This is a genomic window from Cellulomonas fimi (genome assembly GCF_028527925.1).
Taxonomy (GTDB): Bacteria; Actinomycetota; Actinomycetes; order Actinomycetales; family Cellulomonadaceae; genus Cellulomonas; species Cellulomonas fimi_C.
The window spans coordinates 1-18,664 of record NZ_JAPESW010000006.1 but is presented as its reverse complement, the minus strand read 5'-3'; the positions used below and the strand labels follow the sequence as shown (position 1 = coordinate 18,664).

Below are 18,664 nucleotides of genomic sequence, written 5' to 3'. Positions count from 1 at the left end.
AGAACGTGTCCGATCGAGGACTGCGCCGCGTGCTGGCCCGACGCCACGAGGACGACGGCATCGCGATCGTCGCCGCCGTGGCGGTCGCGATGGTCGTCGGCATGCTCGCGCTCGCCATCGTGAGCGTGGCGGTCTACGAGACCCGCGCGACCGGGCGCGACCGTGCACGCTCGGTCGCCGTCGCCGCCGCGGAGGCGCGGGTCGACGGCCTGATCGCCACGATCCAGTCGACGTCGCCCGGGCTGCTGCCGTGCGGTCCGCTGACCGACGCGGCGAGCCTCGGCGCCGACTCGGTCGACCGCACGTCGACCGTGACGTACTACGACGCGTCGGGCGCGACGGTGCCGTGCGCCGCGCTCGCGTCGACCCGCCTCGCGCAGGCCTCGATCCGGACCACCGCGGACACCGGCCCGATCGCGGGCACGCAGCCCGCGGAGCGCACGGTCGAGACGCTCGTGCGCCTGAACCCCTCGTTCGGCAACGACCTCGACAAGGCGATCTTCGGCAACGCCGGTGTGCGCCTCGCCAACCAGGCGAACATCTACGGGCAGGACGGCCAGCCCGACGCCGACGTGTACACCAACGGCGACGTCACGTGCTCGAACAACCAGCACTACTTCGGCTCCATCTCGGCGCAGGGCCAGATCCGCCTCGAGAACACCTGCACGATCGAGGTCGACGCGCACGCCCGCACCGGGATCACCGCCACGAACCCGGGTGTCACGATCAACGGTCGCGCCCTCGTGTCGAACGGCAGCATCTCGCTCGGCCCGGCCAAGCTCGGGCAGCAGGCCCGCGCGTCCGGGACCGTCACGGGGAACGTGTGCAGCACCGCGGGCAAGTGCGTCGGCGGCCAGAGCGTCGCGCCGCCCGCCGTCGCGACGTTCCCGATCATCAACTGGGCGTCCATGACGGACCCCGCGTGGGTGAACGAGGGCGGCTTCTCGACCGTCGTCACGTTCTCGAGCCCGAACTGCGGCTGGTACAACGGCCCGAACCTAGTCGGCCGCGACGGCAAGTCGACGAGCCTCAACGGCAAGGCCGACACCGTCGGTGCGTGGCTGTACGCGAACGCGTGGAAGCTGTCGGGTCCGACCATCGTGCGGTCGAACTGCGACATGAAGGTCACGCTCCAGGGCATCAACATCGACATGAACCAGAACCTCGCGATCTTCGCGAAGGGCGGCGTGGGCTTCACGAACCAGACGCGGATCCGCTCCACGACGGGCGACTCGCGGCACCTGTACCTCATCCAGCCGTACGACGCGGTCACGAACCCCGGGTCGTGCGGGGACGGCATCTCGCTCGACAACCAGGTGACGGTGGAGAACACGGTCGACGTGCTGATGTACTCGCCGTGCAGCATCCGCAAGGCCAACAACACCGAGCACTACGGCCAGATCTACGCGGGCGGCACGGCTACCATCGACAACCGCCTCGAGATGTACTACCAGCCCCTGCCGGTGTGGGGTGTGCAGTCCGCGACCACGGCCGTCGAGTACTACAACATCGAGATCCTGTACAAGCGTGAGAACGCCTGACGCCGGAGCGCCCGCATGACACCCGACGTCCTCGAGGCGGTCCCGACCGTGCTCCCGCTCGTCGTCGGCCTGTTCGGCCTCCTCGTCGGGTCGTTCCTCAACGTCGTCGTCTGGCGGGTGCCCCGCGGCCAGTCCGTGGTGCACCCGCCCAGCGCGTGCCCGGCGTGCGGTCACCGCATCCGCGCCCGCGACAACGTGCCCGTGGTCTCCTGGCTCGTCCTGCGCGGTCGCTGCCGGGACTGCGGGGCGCCGATCTCGGCCCGGTATCCCGCGGTCGAGCTCGCGACGGGGCTGCTCTTCGCGCTCGCGGCCTGGTTCACCGGGCCCGCGTGGATCCTTCCCGGGCTGCTCTACCTCGTCGCGATCAGCGTCGCGCTCGCGCTCATCGACATCGACGTCCGGCGCCTGCCCGACGCGATCGTCCTGCCGTCCTACCCGGTCGCGCTGGTCCTGCTGACGCTGGCGAGCGCGAACCCCGGCGGCGACCCCGACTGGGGTGCGCTTGGCCGTGCGCTCGTCGGCGGCGTGATCCTGCTCGCCGTGTACGCGGTCACGTGGTTCGTGTACCCGCCGGGCATGGGCCTCGGGGACGTCAAGCTCGCCGGCGTCCTCGGCCTGTACCTGGGCTGGTTCGGCTGGGGCTCGCTCGCCGTCGGCTGGTTCGCCGCCTACCTCATCGGCGGGCTCTTCTCCGTCGGGCTCATGATCGCGGGAAGGGCCGGCCGCAAGTCCCGCATCCCGTTCGGTCCCTGGATGCTGCTCGGCGCCGGTGTCGGCGTGTTCGTCGGCGAGACGGTCTGGGGCGCGTACCTCGGCCTCCTGTGACGCGCGCGAACCGAACAGGTGCCGCGTAACGGCTCAAGTTCGGGCGGGCCTTCGCCGATAGCAGGGAGGAATCGTCGCCCTCCCGGAAGGACCCTCGTGGCCACCACACGTGTCATCGGGCTCGACATCGGTTCGTCCTGTGTCCGTGCCGCCGAGATCGAGTTCGGGAGCGGCGGCCCGACGGGGAAGAACCCGCCCACCCTCGTCCGGTTCGGACAGGTCCAGCTCCCGCTCGGTGCGGTGCGCGACGGCGAGGTCGTCCAGCCCGAGACCGTCTCGCAGGCGCTGCGCCAGCTCTGGGCGCAGGCGAAGTTCGTGTCGAAGGACGTCGTCATCGGCGTCGGCAACCAGCGCGTCATCGTGCGCGAGCTCGACCTGCCCTGGATGCCGCTGGCGCAGATCAAGGCGTCGCTGCCGTACCAGGTGCACGAGATGCTGCCGATGTCCACGGACGACGCGCTGCTCGACTTCTACCCGACGGCCGAGTACGACTCCCCGCAGGGGCGCCAGGTGCACGGCATGCTCGTCGCCGCCCAGCGCGACACGGTGAGCGCGAACGTCCTCGCCGTCGAGGGCGCCGGCCTGCGGCCCACCATGGTCGACCTCAACGCCTTCGCGCTGCACCGCGCGCTCGCCCGGGGCGACCTCGCGCGCTCGACCGCGGCGTTCGTCGACGTCGGCGCGACCATCACGACCGTCGTCATCTCCGCGCACGGCACCCCGCGCCTCGTGCGGTCCCTGCCCACCGGCGGGCAGAACATCACCAACGCCGTCGCGAGCGCCATGGGCATCACCGCGCAGGAGGCGGAGATGGTCAAGCGTGAGGTCGGCGTGGGCTTCGCCGTGGGCCGCGACCGCCAGGACGCGTCCGACGCCATCGGCACGGTCGTGCGGACCCTCGTCGAGTCCGTGCGGAACACGTTCGTGTACTACGCCGGCAACAACCAGGGCGCCGCGATCGACGTCGTCGTCCTGTCCGGCGGCGGCGCTCAGCTGCCCGGTCTCGGCCAGTACCTCTCGAGCGCCAGCCGGCTGCCCGTCACCATGGGCGACCCGCTGCTCGGTCTGCGCGCCGCGAAGACCTTCGCACGCGAGTCGCTCAACGGGCACGAGTCGTTCGTCGCCCTGCCCGTGGGTCTGGCCTATGGAGTCGCAGCATGACCACCGTCCTCGAGAAGAAGCCGCGCACCCGCTCGGGCGGCGGCACCGCGCTGAGCCCGACGCTGCCGCAGGTCAACCTGCTCCCGCCGGAGGTGCGCGCGGCCCGCGGCCTGCGCACCACCAAGCGGTGGCTGCTCATCGCGCTGGCCGTCACCTTCGTCGCGTGCGTCGGTGCGTTCGGGCTCGCCCTGATCTCCGGCGCCACCGCCGCGACCCAGCTCGCCGACGCGCAGGCGGAGACGACGCGGCTCGAGCAGGAGCAGGCGAAGTACGCCGAGGTCCCGCAGGTCCTCGGCGCGCTCGACCAGGCCCAGCAGGCGCGCACCCTCGGGATGGGGGCCGACGTCGCATGGAAGTCCTACCTCGACGCCCTGACGGCCGTGCTGCCCGCGGGCGTCAGCATCGACACCCTGACCGTCGCCGCGAACGACCCGGCGGCGACCGCGGTCGCGCCCAACCCGCTCCAGGACGTGAGCGCGGGCCAGATCACGTTCACCGCGCGCTCGGTGACGGTGCCCGACACCGCCGCGTGGCTCGACGGGATGTCGTCCGTGCCCGGGTTCGCGGACCCGTGGACGTCGTCGGCGATGGTCACGTCGGACGACACCGGCACCTACTACACCGTCACCGCGACGGTGCAGTTCACGGAGGCGGCGTTCACGCACCGCTTCGACCAGACCGAGGGGGAGGGCTGACATGAGCGGCGCCAAGAAGCGCACGTGGATCGGCGGGACGGTCTTCGTCGCCCTCGTGATCATGGCCGCGTCGTGGTTCCTCGCGATCTCGCCGACGCTCGCAGCGGCGTCCGAGCTGCGGGACCAGGCGGAGCAGACGCGCGAGTTCAACGAGATGCTCGAGCTGCGGGTCGCCAAGCTCGCGGCCGACTTCGCCAAGCTGCCCGAGTACCGGGCGGAGCTCGACCAGATCCGCACCCAGGTGCCGGCCGACGCGCTGCTGTCCGACTACATCCGGCAGCTCGACGCGATCGCGACCGCACGCGGCGTGACGATCACGGCGATCAGCCCGGGCACCCCCGAGCTCGTGACGGTCGTCGCCCCGGAGCCCGCGGCGACGCCGGCCCCGGAGACGTCGGGCGAGGGCACCGAGTCCGCGCCCGCCGAGGGCTCGGAGACGACGGACCCGGCGGCCGGGCAGACGGCCGGCGCGACCGCGGCGGCGCCCGCCGGCTTCACCGCGATCCCGTTCTCGCTCACGGTCCTCGGCACCTACGACGCCACCCTCGCGTTCCTCGCCGACCTGCAGGCCGGCACCCCGCGGCTCATGTACGTCAGCGGGCTCGTCGGGACGTCCCAGAAGCAGGCCGACGAGGGCGGCGGCAAGCCGGCGACGGCGGTGGGCGACCTCGAGCTCGTCGTCACTGGCCAGACCTACGTGCTGCCCGACGCGCTCGCCGCGGCTCAGCCGGTCGACCCGACGGCACCCGCGCCGGCCCTGCCCGGTGCCGTGCCGGGGAAGAACCCGATGGTCCCCGTCGACGGTCGCTGACCGACGCCACCCACGAAGGGCCGGGCCCGCCCACGAGGCGGACCCGGCCCTTCGTGGTGCGCACCACGTGGGAGGATGCGGCCCATGCTGCGTTGGTTGACGTCCGGTGAGTCCCACGGTCCGGCGCTGGTCGGGATCCTCGAGGGCGTCCCGGCGGACGTCGAGGTCCGCTCCTCCGACATCCAGGCGGCGCTGGCCCGCCGTCGGCTCGGCTACGGGCGCGGTGCCCGCATGAAGTTCGAGCAGGACGAGGTGCGCCTGCTCGGCGGCGTCCGGCACGGGCGCACGCAGGGCGGTCCGGTCGCGATCGAGATCGGCAACACCGAGTGGCCCAAGTGGGTCGACGTCATGTCGGCGGACCCGGTCGACGACCCCGAGGTGCTCAACCGCGCCCGCAACGCGCCGCTCACGCGCCCGCGACCGGGCCACGCCGACCTCGTCGGCATGCGCAAGTACGCGTTCGACGACGCGCGCCCCGTGCTCGAGCGTGCGAGCGCCCGGGAGACGGCGACCCGCGTCGCGCTCGGCACGGTCGCGGCGCACCTGCTGGAGCAGGCCGCCGGCGTCCGCCTCGTGTCGCACGTGGTCGGCATCGGCCCGGTCGCGGTCCCGGACGACGCGGCGCTGCCGACGCCCGACGACGTCGCGGCGCTGGACGCCGACCCCGTGCGCTGCTTCGACGCGGCGACGTCGGCCGCGATGGTCGCCGAGATCGACCAGTGCCACAAGGACGGCGACACGCTCGGCGGTGTGGTCGAGGTGCTCGTGTACGGGCTCCCGTCGGGGCTCGGCTCGTACGTGCACGCGGACCGGCGGCTCGACGCGCGGCTCGCGGGCGCGCTCATGGGCATCCAGGCCATCAAGGGCGTCGAGGTCGGCGACGGGTTCCGCACGGCGGCCCGGCGCGGCTCGGCGGCCCACGACGAGATCGAGCGCGACGCGTCGGGGCGCATCGTCCGGCGCACGAACCGCGCGGGCGGTCTCGAGGGCGGCATGACGAACGGCGAGGTCCTGCGCGTGCGGGCCGCGATGAAGCCGATCTCCACGGTGCCGCGCGCGCTGGACACGGTCGACACCGCGACGGGCGAGGCGGCGAAGGCGCAGCACCAGCGCTCGGACGTGTGCGCGGTCCCGCCGGCGGCCGTGGTCGCGGAGGCGATGGTCGCCCTCGTGGTCGCCGACGCGCTGCTGGAGAAGACGGGCGGCGACTCGGTCGCCGAGGTGCGGCGCAACCTCGACGCGTACGTCGCGGCGATCCCGTCGCTGCTGTCGTGACGCGCGCGACGGGCCCCGGGACCGGCGCGGCGGGTCCGCGCGTCGTCCTCGTCGGCCCACCCGGGTCCGGCAAGTCGACCGTCGGGCACGCGCTCGGGGAGCGCTGGCAGCTCAGCGTGCGCGACACCGACGCCGACGTCGAGCGCACGGCCGGCAAGCCGATCGCGGAGATCTTCGTCGACGACGGCGAGCCGCACTTCCGCGCGCTCGAGCGTGACGCGGTGCTCGCGGCGCTCGCCGAGCACGACGGCGTGCTCGCCCTCGGCGGCGGCGCCGTGCTGCACGCGGACACGCGCGCGGCGCTCGCGGAGTACCGGGCCCGTGGCGGCGCGGTCGTCTTCCTCGACGTCACGCTCGCGCACGCCGCGCCGCGCGTGGGGTTCAACCAGTCGCGACCGCTGCTGCTCGGCAACCCCCGGGCGCGGTGGCAGGTGCTCATGGAGGAGCGGCGCCCGGTGTACGAGGAGGTCGCGACGCTGCGCGTCCTGACGGACGGGCTGCGGCCCGCCGACGTGGCGGTGGCGGTGGAGGACGGTCTGGCGGCGCTGCGGGTGGGCGACGCGGCGGACGCAGCGGAGGGGGAGCGATGAGCACGACGGTCCGGGTGCACGGCGACCAGCCGTACGACGTGGTGATCGGCCGGCACCTGCTGGGCGAGCTGCCCGCGCTGCTGGGCGAGGGGGTGCGCCGGGTGCTCGTGGTGCACCCCGCCGCGCTCGCGACGTCGGCCGAGGCCGTGCGGGAGGACCTGCTGGCGGCTGGCTTCGAGGCGTTCGTGGCCGAGGTCCCGGACGCGGAGGCCGCGAAGACCGCGCAGGTCGCGGCGTTCCTGTGGGGCGTGCTGGGGCAGGCGGACTTCACGCGGTCGGACGCCGTCGTGGCGCTCGGCGGCGGTGCGACGACGGACCTCGGCGGGTTCGTGGCGGCCACCTGGCTGCGCGGCATCCGGGTCGTGCAGGTCCCGACGACGCTGCTCGCGATGGTCGACGCGGCCGTCGGCGGCAAGACGGGCATCAACACGGCCGAGGGCAAGAACCTCGTCGGTGCGTTCCACCCGCCCGCGGGCGTCCTGTGCGACCTCGCGGCGCTCGAGTCGCTGCCGCCGCACGACTTCGTGGCCGGGCTCGCGGAGGTCGTGAAGTGCGGGTTCATCGCGGACCCGCGCATCCTCGAGCTGGTCGAGGCGAACACCGAGCTGCTGCGCGACCCCGTCGCCGCCTCGTCGTCGCCGGTGCTGGCCGAGCTGGTCGAGCGCGCGGTGGCGGTCAAGGCGCGGGTCGTGGGGGAGGACCTCAAGGAGGCGGGCCTGCGCGAGATCCTCAACTACGGGCACACGTTCGGCCACGCGATCGAGCAGGTCGAGCGGTACCAGTGGCGGCACGGCGCCGCGGTGTCGGTGGGCATGGTCTTCGTGGCGGAGCTCGCGCGGCTGGCCGGCCGGCTCTCGGACGACGTCGTCGAGCGGCACCGCGCGATCCTCACGTCGCTGGGGCTGCCGGTGTCCTACCGCGGCGACCGCTGGGACCGTCTGGTGGCCGCGATGCGGCGGGACAAGAAGACGCGCGGCGACCTGCTGCGGTTCGTCGTGCTCGAGGACGTCGGCCGTCCCGTGCGGCTCGAGGGCCCGGACCCGACGCTGCTCGCGGCCGCGTACGCCGAGGTCAGCGAGGGGGCGCCGGCACCGTCGCGTGCGGTGTCGCTCTGACGCGTCCGAGGGGCGGGTCGCGGCGCGGCGCGCCCAGGCGCGTCGCCTAGGCTGGGGCGATGACGCGCGTGCTGGTGCTCAACGGTCCCAACCTGGCCCGGCTGGGGGTGCGTGAGCCCGACGTGTACGGGTCGGCGTCGTTCGACGACCTGGCGGCGTCCGTCGACAAGTGGTGCGTGGACCTCGGCATCGACGCCGACGTGCGCCAGACGGACGACGAGTCCGAGCTCGTCGGCTGGCTGCACGAGGCCGTCGACACGCGCGCGCACGTCGTGCTGAACCCGGCCGCGTTCACGCACTACTCGTACGCGCTGCGCGACGCGGCCGCGCAGGTGACGTCGGCAGGCCTGGTGCTCGTCGAGGTGCACATCACGAACCCCTACGCGCGTGAGGCGTTCCGGCACACGTCGGTCGTCGGCGCGGTGTCGACGGGGACGGTCGCGGGGTTCGGCTTCGACTCCTACCGCCTCGCGCTCACGGCGGTCGCGCTGCGCGTCTGACTCCGCGTCCCATCGCCGACAAGGCTGCACGCTTGTCCGTTCGTCTACAAGCATGCACACTTGTCGCATGTTCGTCCTCACGATCGACCAGCGGGGGAGCCGACGCCACGGCGACCGCGTCGAGCACCTGCTCGACGCGCTCGCCGCGCACCACGACCGCACCGGCGAGGCGCCGCTGCGCGGGTTCGAACGCACCGTCGGCGACGAGGTGCAGGGCGTCTACGACGACGCCGGCGCCGTGGTCGACGTCGCGCTGCACGTCCTGCGGCTCGGCGGCTGGACCGTCGGGATCGGTGCGGGACCGGTCGACGAGCCGTTGCCCGACTCGCCCCGCGCGGGCAGCGGACCGGCGTTCGTGCTCGCGCGCGCGGCGGTCGAGGCGGCCAAGAGCCGCAGCCGCACCGTCCCGCTCGCCGTGCGCGGGCGCGACGACGGCGCCGGTCGGGACGCGGAGGCGGTCCTCGTGCTGGTCGCGGCCGTCGCCGCCCGCCGGTCGGACGCAGGGTGGGCGGTGGCCGACGCGATGAGCGTCGAGGCGCCCCGCCAGGAGGAGCTCGCGGCCCGGCTCGGCGTCACGCAGCAGGCCGTGAGCCAGCGTCTGCGCGCCGCTCTGTGGGCCGAGGAGCGTGCGGCGCGACCGGCCGCCGCGCGGCTGCTGGCCTGGGCGCAGGGAGTGGGGGAGGATCGTCCGGCTCGTCCCTGACGTCCCCGGAGGTCCCATGCCCGCACCGCTGGTCGCGGCCGTCGTCGTCGCCGCGCTCGCGCTCTCGGCGGCGGGCGGCTGGCCCGTCGTGTCCCTCGTCCTGCGCCTCGCCTCGCGGTCGCACGACGCGGGCCGTCCGGGCCACGCGGGCGCGCACGCGCTGTCGACGGCGACCCCGACCCCGACCGCCACGCCGTCCGCGGACGGTGGGCCGGGCGCAGCGCCGACCGACGCGGCGGCCGGCACGGCGCAGCCCGCCGCGCCGGCACGCACCGCGGTCGCGACGGCCGACCCGCAGGCGGCGCCCGCCGGACCGCACCCGTCGCCGCTGGCCGTGTCCGACGGCCCGCAGGGTGAGGGCGCGCAGGCGGTGCTGCGCGGCGGGACCTGGGTGGGCATCCTCGAGCGGCTCGCCGTGACGGGCTGCTTCCTCGTCGGCGAGGCGGGAGGCATCGCGGTGGTCGTCGCGGTCAAGGGCCTCGGCCGCTACCCCGAGCTGCGCGAGAACCCGGGGGCGTCGGAGCGGTTCGTCATCGGCACGCTCGCGTCGCTCCTGTGGTCGGCGGCCGTCGGCTTCGGCGCCGCGTGGGCGCTCACGCTCTGACATCGGCCCGGCGCCGGGTGGCGCGCAGCGTCACGAGCCGCGTGGCACGTGCGACGGGCCGGGACGTGCGCGCACGGTAGGATGGTCGGCGGTCTGCGGCCTGCCCGGGGCCACGCGACAGCCCAGGCGCACCTGCGCCGGTCGGCGTGCGCGTCCCGGCGGCACCGCGAATCCTCCCGAACCCACGACAGGAAGCGACGACTGTGGCGACCACGAACGACCTCAAGAACGGCACCGTGCTGCGGATCGACGGGCAGCTGTGGACCGTCGTCGAGTTCCAGCACGTCAAGCCCGGCAAGGGCGGCGCGTTCGTCCGCACCAAGCTGAAGAACGTCCTGTCCGGCAAGGTCGTCGACAAGACGTTCAACGCCGGCATCAAGGTCGAGACCGCGAACGTCGACAAGCGCGACTACCAGTACCTGTACAAGGACGGCGACGACTTCGTGTTCATGGACACGGACACGTACGACCAGCTGCACGTCCCGGCCGCCACCGTCGGCGACGCCGCGAACTTCATGCTGGAGAACCAGAGCGCGCTCGTCGCGACCAACGAGGGCGTGCCGCTGTACGTCGAGCTCCCGCCGTCGGTCGTCCTCGAGGTCACCTACACCGAGCCGGGCCTGCAGGGCGACCGCTCGTCGGCGGGCACCAAGCCCGCGACGCTCGAGACGGGCTACGAGATCCAGGTGCCGCTGTTCCTCGAGGCGAACACCAAGGTCAAGGTCGACACGCGCGACGGCAGCTACCTGGGCCGCGTGAACGACTGACGTGGGAGCACGCACCAAGGCCCGCAAGCGGGCCCTCGACGTCCTCTTCGAGGCCGACCAGCGCGGGCTCGACCCGGTGACGCTGCTCGCGCAGCGCATCGCCGAGCCCGGCACCGAGGCGGCGCTGCCGCAGTACTCGGTCGAGCTCGTCGAAGGGGTCGTCGCCCACCGTGAGCGGATCGACGAGCTGCTCGCGACCCACGCACACGGCTGGACGATCGAGCGGATGCCCGCGGTCGACCGTGCGCTGCTGCGGATCGGCACGTGGGAGGTGCTCTTCAACGACGACGTGCCCGACGCGGTCGCCGTGGACGAGGCCGTCGAGCTCGCGCGTGCGCTGTCGACCGACGACTCCCCGTCGTTCGTCAACGGCCTGCTCGGCCGGATCGTCGACCTGAAGCCGACGCTCCTCGCCTGAGCCGCACGCCCCCGAAGGACCGCCCGACGGCCCGCGTCTACCGAGCGACGCGGGCCGTCGGCACGCTGCGGAGCGTGCGCGCGGGCGTCACGACGGGGATCGACTCGGTGACGGGCCGGGGCCCGCGCACCGGCAGCGACGGCGTGGCGCGGCCGAGGAAGTTCCCCTGCACCCGGCGCACCCCGAGGTCGACGAGCGTGGTCAGCTGGGCGGCGGTCTCCACGCCCTCGGCGACGACGTCGAGGCCGTGGTTCTCGGCGAGCGCGAGGATCGCGCGTACGGCCCCGCGTCCGCGCTCGGTGTCGATCTCGCGGATGAACGAGCGGTCGATCTTGAGCACGTCGACGGGCAGGCGCCCGAGCCGGGAGATCGAGCTGTAGCCGGTGCCGAAGTCGTCGACGGCGACGCGCGCGCCCCGGGCCCGCAGCTCCGACAGCACGGGGACGGCCTGCACGGTCTGCACGAGGGCGCTCTCGGTGATCTCGAGCGTGAGGTGCTCCCAGTAGGAGTCGCCCCACGCGGTCTCGAACTGCTCGAGCGCGTCGGGCTCGGTGAGCTGACGGGCCGCGACGTTGACGGCGACGGGCATCTGGAAGCGGTCGAGCGCGCGCCGGCTCTCGCGCAGCACGGCCAGGCCGATCGGGACGATGAGGCCCGACTCCTCGGCGAGGTCGAGCCAGTCCGCCGGCAGGACGAGGTGGCCGTGGTGGTTCCACCGTGCGAGCGCCTCGACCTGGAGCACCTCGAGCGTCGTCGTGTCGACGACGGGCTGGAAGTGCGCGGTGAACTGCCCGAGGGCGACGGCCTCCTCGAGCGCGACGCGCTGCAGCCGCTCGGCCTCGACGCGCCGGCGCAGCGCGCGGTCGAAGACGCGGAACCCGCTGCGCGAGCGCTTGGCCTCGAGCATCGCGGTGTCGGCGTGCCGGACGAGCGCGTCCGGGTCGACGACGTCGCCGGGCACCCAGGTCGCGACGCCGACGGTGAGCCGCGTGGGGCGGCCCCCGTGCGACCGGTCCTCGAAGCCCTCGCGCAGCGAGCGGGCGAGCGCGACGAGCGCGGCGTCCTCGGGCGCGCGCGCGACGATCGCGACGAACTCGTCACCGCCGAGCCGTCCGACGAGCACGTCCTCGCCGGTGACGACCGTGCGGAGGTGGTCGGCGACGCGCGCGAGCAGGGCGTCGCCCCGGGCGTGGCCGAGCTCGTCGTTGACGCGCTTGAAGCCGTCGACGTCGCAGTAGACGACGGCGACACGTGTCCGCTCGACGTTGGCGCGGTCGAGCACGTCGACGAGGTGCTGCTCGACCGCGCGCCGGTTGGGCAGCGTGGTGAGCGGGTCGGAGAACGCGGTCGCGTGCAGCCGGTCGTTGAGGTGGTAGCGCTCACCCGCGGCCGCGACGATCTGCGCGAGGTCGACGAGGAAGCTGCGGGCGTGCGGGTCGAGGTCGGTGCCCTCGGCCGGGTACAGCTCGGCGACGAACCGGCCGCGGGCGATCGGGCGCAGCGAGCCCTCGATGGTGTCGTCCTCGAGGACGGCGCGGGCGGCGTCGCGGGCGGTCAGCAGCAGGCGCTCGGGGTCCTTGGCGAACCACGCGGCGTTGGACAGGCTCGCGACGGCGTCGCGCATGCGGTGCTGGCGTGCGGCGGCGTCCTGCGCACCGACGAGCCGGCGCAGCGCGAGCACCTCGAGCCCGACGGCGAGCGGGACGGCCCACAGGGCCGCGAGGATCGCGCTGAGCGACTCGTCGGGCAGCAGGATCCCCGCGAGGAGGATCGCGACCGACTCGACGCCCGCGATGACCAGCAGCGTGCCGAGCCGCCCGATCGGGGTGCGGCCGAACGCGACGAGCACGTAGACGATGACGACGAGGATCGCGCCGAGCAGGCAGCCGGAATCGAGGAGCGTCGCCTCGATCCCGGGGAGGAACCACGAGACCGTGCGGGTGACGAGCAGCGCGGTGGCGACGACGACCCACCACCGGACCGGGCTGCCGTGCCCGATGGCCCGCGCCGCGGGCAGCGCGATGAGCAGGAAGCCGGCTACGAGGAGGCCGTACGTGACCTCGACGGTGTCGCGGGGGAGTCCGGCGGGGACGAGCGGGAACAGGCCGCCGACGAGCAGGAGCAGCGCGACGTCGGCGGACCACATGAGCGACCACGCGGCACCGGGGTGGCGTCCGTCGCCGCGGCGCCAGAGCCAGTGCAGCACGCAGAAGCCCGCCACGAGACCGGCGACGAGCAGCTGCAGCACGGTGACCCACACCGGTACGGGACCCAGCACCTCCTAGACATCGGCGCGCAGGTCACGGGGCATGACTGGCATCCGGGTGATGCTGTGCTCGTCCGGTCGCCGCCCGTCCGGGTGACGGCGGCGACCGGACGCACGACGGACGCACGACGGGGGGCGCGGCGGGTCAGGACGGTGCGGTGCGGGGCCGGTTCTGCTCGCACGTGACGCACCCGTCGGCGGGTGCGCGGTCGAGACCGGAGAGCACGTCGACGAACGCACGGGTCAGCGGCAGGCCGGTGCGCTCCTCGACGAAGAGCCACTGCCCCGACGGGTTGACCTCGAAGAAGACGTGCTCGCCGTCGGGGCGGACCCGCAGGTCGATCGCGCCGTAGACGAGCCCGAGGCGGCGCATCAGGCGCAGCACGGCCTCGTGGACGGGGTCGGGCAGCGGGTACGGCTCCATCGGCACGGTGTCGAGCTCGAGCCGGAAGTCGAGCGCGTACGCGGTCCGGGCGGAGTGGATCGCGGCGGCGTGCACGGCGTCCCCGACGACGGTGACGCGCAGGTCGACGTCGCCGGGCACGTACTCCTGGAAGATCACGGGCGCGTGCCGTACGGCGTCGAGCAGGTCGACCTCGTCGGGTCGCAGGACGCGGGTCTCGCGCCATGCCGACACCTGGGCGAGGAACGACTTGTAGACGGTCCGGTCGGGCCCGTGCGCCGCGACGAACGCGCGGGCCCGGTCGGGGTCGTTGGTCATGACGGTGCGCGGCGTGACGAGGCCCGCGCGGCGCGCCTCGCGCAGCTGGTACGCCTTGTGCGAGGCACGGGTGTCCGCGTCGGGGTCGTTGACCCAGACGGCGGGGAGCAGGGCCCGCAGGCCGCGCAGGCCCTCGTCGCTCTCGGTGAGCGCGAACACCTGCGCGGCCGGGTCGGTCACGGACGGGTCGAGCGTGTACGGCAGCGGGCGGCGCCACCACGCGGCACGGCAGTCGGTGAGGTCGTGCTCCTTGCCGTCGACCGTGACCGCGAGCGCGGGTGCGTCGCCGTCGTCGTACGCGACCGTGACGGCGGTCGCCACGGGGTACCTCCCGGAGTCGAGCACCACGACGTCGTGGCCGCGGCGCTCGAGCTCCGTGCGGACGGGGGCGAGGTGGTCGTCGCCCTCGTGGGACTCGATGAGGATCATGCTCCCGGCCCCGCCTGCCCGCCGCCGAGCGCGCGCAGTGCGGCGGCGACCTGCGCGAGGGCCTGGGCCGCGACCTCGGCGGCCTGCGCCGCGGCGGCGAGGAGTGCCGCGCTCTGGTCCCCGGGGGACGCCTGCGGCGGCTCGTACGCGGCCGCGGACGCGGCGTGGTGGGGCGTCGCGAGAGCGAACGGGAGCCCGCCGCCGGGCTGCGGGACCGGGATCGGCGGGAGCCCGCCGCCGAGGCCGCCGGGCGGGTCGAACGCGTTCTTCGGCGGGTCGATGAGCTGCTTCGGCGGGTCGATGAGCTGCTTGGGCGGGTCGATGAGCTGCTTGGGCGGGTCGGTGAGCTGCTTGGGCGGGTCGGTGAGCTGCTTGGGCGGGTCGAACACGTGCTTGGGGTCGAGGAGCTGCTTCGGGTCGAGGAGGTGCTTCGGCGGGTCGACGAACGGCTTGTGGTCGTCGCGGACCTTTTTGAACCCGGCCTGGTCGTCGAGCGGCTTCTTGAACCCGCCCGGGTCGTCGGTGAGCTTCTTGAGGTTCGGCTGCGGGTTCGTGGGGTAGAGGGTGCGCGCGGCGGCGATGTCGCCGTCGGACAGCCGCAGCCGCTGGCCGATCTGGACGCCGGGCTGGACGGGCACGATCGTGGGCTGGCCGTTGGTCGAGAACGCCGTGGCGGGGTAGTGCATGATCGAGCCGTAGTCGTAGTCGCCGATGTCGTCGCCGTCGCTGATGTGCTGGTCGAAGTTGTGCACGTAGCCGGGGTCGACGTTCGCGAGGACGACGGTGACGAAGCTGTCGCGGTCCTCGCGGCTCTGCTCGTGCCAGAGGCCGATCGCGTGCCCGATCTCGTGGATCGCGTTGCCCGTCGTGCAGCCGCTGCCGAGGGACAGGTCCTGGCGTCCCCCGACCATCCCGACGGCCGACCAGCAGCCGCCGCCGTCGAGGAAGCGGACGTAGTTGGGGTAGGTGCCGGCGTTCGCGGGGGTCCGCTGGACGAACCTCAGGGGCGTGTGCTGCTCCCAGTGCGCGATCGCGTCGGTCACGCGGTTCTGGTTCGGCAGCGCGGGGTCGATCTCGTACGGCACGGTGGCATTCGGCCAGCGGTAGCGGCTGCCGGTGATCGCGACGCCGAAGGAGACGTCGTCGCCCCGGGCGCGCGCCGCCTCGAGGTCGGCGTGCCGGCCGAGGACGATGTCACCCTCGAAGACCGCGAGGTCGCCGACCTTGGCGTAGGTGACGGCCTTCTCGGCGAAGCCGACGCCGCTGATGACGGTGGTGCCGGTCTCGACGGACGACCGCTCCTCGGGACGCTCGGGCGTGCTCCCGGTCGGCCCGCCGGTGGGATCGGTGCGCCGGCGGCCGCCGCCCCCGCCGGACCCGGACGTGCTCTTCGTGGCCATGGTGGTGCCTTCCCCTGGCGCGCGGGCCCGGGCGGCCCGCGCCTCGGGGAGGAGGAGCGGGGGCCGTGCGTGTGAGATACGTCACACGGGCTACCGTGGAGCGATGACGCGCGACAGCTCCACGGAAAGCGTGCGGGTGCGTGTCGTCCTGCCCGGCACCGGCACCGCGACGACGCTGCCGTCGGTGCTCGTGTCCGTCGAGGACGTCTCGCGCGCCGACGCCCCCGCCGTCCGCGTGGGGGAGCGGGTCCTGCGCGACGTCGACGTCCCCGCCGACGGCACCGTCCTCGACGTCGACGTCCCCGCGACCGCCGCGCCCGACCCGCGTCGCCGGTTCACGGTCCGCGTCCGGGCCGGCGCGGACCCGGACGCGCGTGCCTTCGCACCCGGCGACCTCGTCTCCACGACGTCCGTCCCCGTCCTGCTCGACGGCACCGACGACGTCGAGGTCGCCGTCCGCCCGGTCTGACGCCCGTCCGGCCGGCCGTCGCGCGCCGTCCGTCCGACGTGCATCGCGCGCCGCTCCCGGCCCGCGGCCCCGCCCTGGCATCATCGGCGCCCATGACGACGACGTCACCCGCCGCGCACGTGCCGCGGCGCACCGTGGTGGGCTACGCCGCGGGCTCGGTCGGCACCGGCGGCTTCGGCACGCTGCCCGGCCTGGTGCTCGCGTACTACCTCACCGACACGCTCGGCGTCGCCGCGGGGCTCGCGTCGCTGGTCGTCACCGTGCCGAAGCTCTGGGACGTCGTGATCGACCCGTTCGTCGGCGCCCGCTCGGACGCGTCCGCCGCCCGGCACGGCAGCCGACGCCGCTACCTGCTCGCGGGCGCCCTGACGCTGCCGCCGCTGTTCGCCGCCGTCTTCGCCGCGCCCGCCGCCCTCGCCGGCGTCCCCGCCGCCGCCTGGGTGGTCGTCTGGTTCGTCGCCGCCGCGACCGCGTTCAGCCTCTTCCAGGTCCCCTACATCGCCCTGCCCGCCGAGATCGCGTCGACCTCCGCCGAACGCACCCGGCTCCTCGCGCCGCGCATCGCCGTGCTCGCCGTCGCGATCCTCGCGTTCGGCGCCGGCGGGCCGCTCGTGCGCGACGCGGCCGGCGGCGGACGCACCGGCTACCTCGTCATGGGCGTCGTCTGCGGTGCGGTGCTCGGGCTCGGCATGCTCGGCGCGTGGTGGGGAGCACCCCGGCGCGCCGCCGTCACCCCGCCCGCCGACGGCCCTCCGGTCGCGCCCCGACCCCGCGTGCGCGGCGACGCGCTCCGCCTCGGCGTCGCCGCCCTGCGCGAGATCCCCGCCTTCCGCTGGCTGCTCGCGACGTTCGTGCTCCAGGCGCTCGCGACCGGCGCGATGCTCGCGTGCGCCCCCTACGTCGCGACCTACGTCCTCGGCGACGAGGGCGCGGTGACCGTGCTGTTCGTCGCGCTCGTCGCCCCCGCGCTGCTCGTCATGCCGTTCGCGACCCGCGTCGGACGACGGCTCGGCAAGCGCGGCGGGTACGTCGCCGCGTCCGGCCTCTTCGTCGCGGTGACCCTCGCCCTCGTGCCGATGCGGTGGGCGCCCGGACCGTGGGTCTACGCGCTCGTCGCCCTCGCCGGCGTCGCGTACGCGGGCATGCAGCTCTTCCCCCTCGCGATGCTCCCCGACGTCGCCGCCGTCGACGCCCGCGAGCGCGGCACCGACCGCGCCGGCGTCCTCGGCGGCGTCTGGACCGCGGCGGAGACCGCGGGCCTCGCGCTCGGCCCGACGCTCGTCCTCGCCGCGCTCGCTCTCACCGGCTTCGTCTCGCGCGAGGGCGGCGCGCTCGCGGACCAGCCCGCCGCGGCGGTGACGGGCATCGCGCTCGCGTTCAGCCTGCTGCCCGCGGTCCTCACGGCCGTGAGCGTCGCGACGCTCACGCGCTACCGGCTCACCGAGGCCGTCGTCGACGCGCCGGCGACGGGGGTCGCCGCGTGACGCGGGCGTGGGCGGCTCGCGCTGCCGACGACGTGCTCGCCGACCTCGCCGACCTGCGCCGCGCCGACCCGCCGACGCACGGCGGCCGCGTCCTGTCCTACGTCTACGACTCCGGCCGCGCCGACCTCGACGCCGTCGCCGCGCGCGCCGTCGAGCTGTTCCTCCCCGTCAACGGGCTCGACCCGACCACCTTCACGTCCGTGGCCGCCCTGGAGAGCCGCCTCGCCGCCCGCGCGCGCGACGTCCTGCACGGCGGACCCGGCACCGTCGGCTCCGTCACGACCGGCGGCACCGAGTCCTGCCTGCTCGCGGTCAAGTCCGCGCGCGACACCTGGCGCGCCGCCGACCCCACCCGCGTGCACGACCGACCGACCCTCGTGCTGCCCACGACCGCGCACCCCGCGTTCCACAAGGCCGCGGCCTACCTCGACCTCGACGTCGTCCCCGTCCCCGTCGACCCCGCCCGCGGCACGCCCGACGCCGACGCGGTCCTCGCCGCCGTCGACGACCGCACCGCCCTCGTCGTCGTGAGTGCGCCGAGCTACCCGTTCGGCGTCGTCGACCCCGTCGCCGAGGTCGCAGCCGGAGCCGCGGCCCGCGGCGTCGCCTGCCACGTCGACGCGTGCATCGGCGGCTGGGTCCTGCCCTGGTGGGGCGACGACGTCCCGCCGTGGGACCTCGCCGTCGACGGCGTCACCTCGATCTCCGCCGACCTGCACAAGTACGGCTTCGCGCCCAAGGGCGCCTCCGTCGTCCTCTACCGCGACCCGCGCCTTGACCGCCACCGCGCGCTCGACCAGCTCGGCCAGCACCGGCGACGACGAGGCGGCGACGGGGTCGCGCAGCAGCTCGGTGTTCGCCTCGACCAGCTCGAGGATGCGCGGGTCCGC

Annotated in this window: 19 protein-coding genes; 16 read left to right on the top strand and 3 right to left on the bottom strand. The window is 74.4% G+C overall.

Annotated features, from left to right (window positions below):
* Positions 1–5 precede the first annotated feature (5 nt).
* From OMK64_RS04495 to nusB, 13 genes are all read left to right on the top strand, one after another.
* Entirely contained in the window at positions 6–1,541 is a 1,536-nt protein-coding gene (locus OMK64_RS04495; protein WP_272726821.1) for a hypothetical protein, read from the top strand.
* Between the two features lie 15 nt (positions 1,542–1,556).
* Positions 1,557–2,366, top strand: a complete 810-nt coding sequence (locus OMK64_RS04490; protein WP_272726819.1) for a prepilin peptidase — start codon at positions 1,557–1,559, stop codon at positions 2,364–2,366.
* A 96-nt stretch (positions 2,367–2,462) separates the two neighbouring features.
* The gene (pilM, locus tag OMK64_RS04485) at positions 2,463–3,527 is read left to right on the top strand and encodes a type IV pilus assembly protein PilM (RefSeq protein ID WP_272726817.1); all 1,065 of its coding nucleotides are present in this window, start codon (positions 2,463–2,465) and stop codon (positions 3,525–3,527) included.
* Positions 3,524–4,222, top strand: coding sequence for a PilN domain-containing protein (locus tag OMK64_RS04480; protein WP_272726815.1), 699 nt, complete (start codon positions 3,524–3,526; stop codon positions 4,220–4,222). Before pilM ends, OMK64_RS04480 begins: the two co-directional genes overlap by 4 nt.
* Before the next feature lies 1 nt (position 4,223).
* Positions 4,224–5,033 (top strand): hypothetical protein, encoded by an 810-nt coding sequence (locus OMK64_RS04475; protein ID WP_272726812.1) that lies wholly within the window; start codon positions 4,224–4,226, stop codon positions 5,031–5,033.
* A gap of 84 nt (positions 5,034–5,117) precedes the next feature.
* Complete coding sequence (gene aroC, locus OMK64_RS04470) at positions 5,118–6,308, top strand: chorismate synthase (RefSeq protein ID WP_272726809.1); 1,191 nt, start codon at positions 5,118–5,120, stop codon at positions 6,306–6,308.
* Positions 6,305–6,898 carry a shikimate kinase gene (locus tag OMK64_RS04465; RefSeq protein ID WP_272726807.1) on the top strand — a complete coding sequence of 198 codons (594 nt, stop codon included), beginning with the start codon at positions 6,305–6,307 and terminating at the stop codon, positions 6,896–6,898. Before aroC ends, OMK64_RS04465 begins: the two co-directional genes overlap by 4 nt.
* On the top strand, positions 6,895–8,013 hold the full coding sequence (gene aroB, locus OMK64_RS04460; RefSeq protein ID WP_272726805.1) for a 3-dehydroquinate synthase: 1,119 nt from the start codon (positions 6,895–6,897) through the stop codon (positions 8,011–8,013). The genes OMK64_RS04465 and aroB overlap by 4 nt, the downstream gene beginning before the upstream one ends.
* Positions 8,014–8,072: 59 nt before the next feature.
* A complete protein-coding gene (locus OMK64_RS04455; RefSeq protein ID WP_272726803.1) occupies positions 8,073–8,513 on the top strand; it encodes a type II 3-dehydroquinate dehydratase in 441 nt (146 codons plus the stop codon).
* Between the two features lie 67 nt (positions 8,514–8,580).
* Entirely contained in the window at positions 8,581–9,216 is a 636-nt protein-coding gene (locus OMK64_RS04450) for a hypothetical protein (RefSeq protein ID WP_272726801.1), read from the top strand.
* Between the two features lie 16 nt (positions 9,217–9,232).
* Complete coding sequence (locus OMK64_RS04445; RefSeq protein ID WP_272726799.1) at positions 9,233–9,820, top strand: hypothetical protein; 588 nt, start codon at positions 9,233–9,235, stop codon at positions 9,818–9,820.
* A gap of 203 nt (positions 9,821–10,023) precedes the next feature.
* Positions 10,024–10,587 carry an elongation factor P gene (gene efp, locus OMK64_RS04440; protein ID WP_272726797.1) on the top strand — a complete coding sequence of 188 codons (564 nt, stop codon included), beginning with the start codon at positions 10,024–10,026 and terminating at the stop codon, positions 10,585–10,587.
* 1 nt (position 10,588) lies between these two features.
* A complete protein-coding gene (gene nusB / locus OMK64_RS04435; protein WP_272726795.1) occupies positions 10,589–11,005 on the top strand; it encodes a transcription antitermination factor NusB in 417 nt (138 codons plus the stop codon).
* A 37-nt stretch (positions 11,006–11,042) separates the two neighbouring features.
* On the opposite strand, the gene OMK64_RS04430 is transcribed toward nusB, so the two are convergent.
* From OMK64_RS04430 to legP, 3 genes are all read right to left on the bottom strand, one after another.
* Positions 11,043–13,283 carry a putative bifunctional diguanylate cyclase/phosphodiesterase gene (locus OMK64_RS04430; protein ID WP_272726792.1) on the bottom strand — a complete coding sequence of 747 codons (2,241 nt, stop codon included), beginning with the start codon at positions 13,281–13,283 and terminating at the stop codon, positions 11,043–11,045.
* A gap of 133 nt (positions 13,284–13,416) precedes the next feature.
* Positions 13,417–14,421 carry an MvdC/MvdD family ATP grasp protein gene (locus OMK64_RS04425; protein WP_272726790.1) on the bottom strand — a complete coding sequence of 335 codons (1,005 nt, stop codon included), beginning with the start codon at positions 14,419–14,421 and terminating at the stop codon, positions 13,417–13,419.
* A complete protein-coding gene (gene legP / locus OMK64_RS04420) occupies positions 14,418–15,821 on the bottom strand; it encodes a Dot/Icm T4SS effector Zinc-dependent metalloprotease LegP (protein WP_272726788.1) in 1,404 nt (467 codons plus the stop codon). The genes OMK64_RS04425 and legP overlap by 4 nt, the downstream gene beginning before the upstream one ends.
* Before the next feature lie 103 nt (positions 15,822–15,924).
* Here legP and OMK64_RS04415 point away from each other — a divergent pair, with 103 nt between their 5' ends.
* The 3 genes from OMK64_RS04415 to OMK64_RS04405 form a co-directional block, all read left to right on the top strand.
* Positions 15,925–16,290, top strand: coding sequence for a hypothetical protein (locus tag OMK64_RS04415; protein WP_272726785.1), 366 nt, complete (start codon positions 15,925–15,927; stop codon positions 16,288–16,290).
* Between the two features lie 92 nt (positions 16,291–16,382).
* Positions 16,383–17,774, top strand: a complete 1,392-nt coding sequence (locus tag OMK64_RS04410) for an MFS transporter (protein ID WP_272726783.1) — start codon at positions 16,383–16,385, stop codon at positions 17,772–17,774.
* Positions 17,771–18,664, top strand: an 894-nt coding sequence (locus OMK64_RS04405; RefSeq protein WP_272726781.1) for a pyridoxal phosphate-dependent decarboxylase family protein, incomplete at its 3' end; no start/stop codon positions are given. The genes OMK64_RS04410 and OMK64_RS04405, both read left to right, overlap by 4 nt.